The organism is Streptomyces sp. NRRL F-5630 (genome assembly GCF_000719475.1).
Taxonomy (GTDB): Bacteria; Actinomycetota; Actinomycetes; order Streptomycetales; family Streptomycetaceae; genus Streptomyces.
On record NZ_JOGO01000188.1, the window covers coordinates 1 to 860 of the forward strand.

At 67.3% G+C, this 860-nt stretch carries 1 protein-coding gene; it reads right to left on the reverse strand.

What is annotated here, in order from left to right:
• Nucleotides 1-10 precede the first annotated feature (10 nt).
• A protein-coding gene (locus IF99_RS33810) for an IS5 family transposase (RefSeq protein ID WP_420705743.1) occupies nucleotides 11-819 on the reverse strand; the annotation gives its coding sequence in 2 pieces (ribosomal slippage) (nucleotides 11-469 and nucleotides 472-819; 807 coding nt in all).
• Nucleotides 820-860 lie beyond the last annotated feature (41 nt).

An 860-nucleotide genomic window follows, 5' to 3' on the forward strand; every position in this document is an offset into this window, starting at 1 on the left:
AGACGTTGTTTTATTTGGTGAGTCGGCGGTGGCAGATGAGGGCTGCGGCTATGCCGACGAAGGCGAGGAAGTGTTCGGCCTTGCGCTCGTAGCGGCGGTGGAGACGACGGCAGCCGGCGAGCCAGGACACGGTTCTCTCGACGACCCAGCGGTGTCGGCCGAGCCGTTTTGAGGACTCGATGCCCTTGCGTGCGATGCGGTGGCGGATGCCGCGCTTGCGGAGCCATCGACGCAGGTGGTCGTAGTCGTAGCCCTTGTCCGCATGCAGCTTCGCCGGCCTTCGTCGCCGTGGGCCACGGCGGGAGCGGATGGGCGGGATCCCGCGCACGAGGGGTTCAAGGCCGAGGCTGTCGTGCATGTTGGCGCCCGAGATCCCCAGCGAGATGGGCAGCCCGTTCCGGTCGCAGATCAGGTGGATTTTCGATCCCGGTTTGCCGCGGTCGGTCGGATTCGGTCCGGTCAGGGGCCCCCTTTTGCGGCCCGCAGGCTGACCGAGTCGATCGCGCACCGCGACCAGTCCAGCTCACCTCGCGCTCCGAGCTCGTCAAGGATGACTCGGTGGAGTCGGGCCCAGACCCGGTCCCGGCTCCACTGGGCGAAGCGTCGGTAGACGGTGGGCCAGGCCGGCCCGAACACCGGCGGAAGCTGCCGCCACGTGCAGCCCGAGGTGGCCACGAAGATGATCGCTGCCAGACATTCACGGTCACCAGCCCGCCGTCTCCCACCGCCTTGCGGGCGTATCACCTCCTTCGACGGGACCACTCGCCGGAACAGCGTCCACAACTCCTCCGGCACCAGACGCTCCACCAGATCAGCCATGCACGGCTCAACGAGCGACTACGCCAATAGAAACGGCCTCT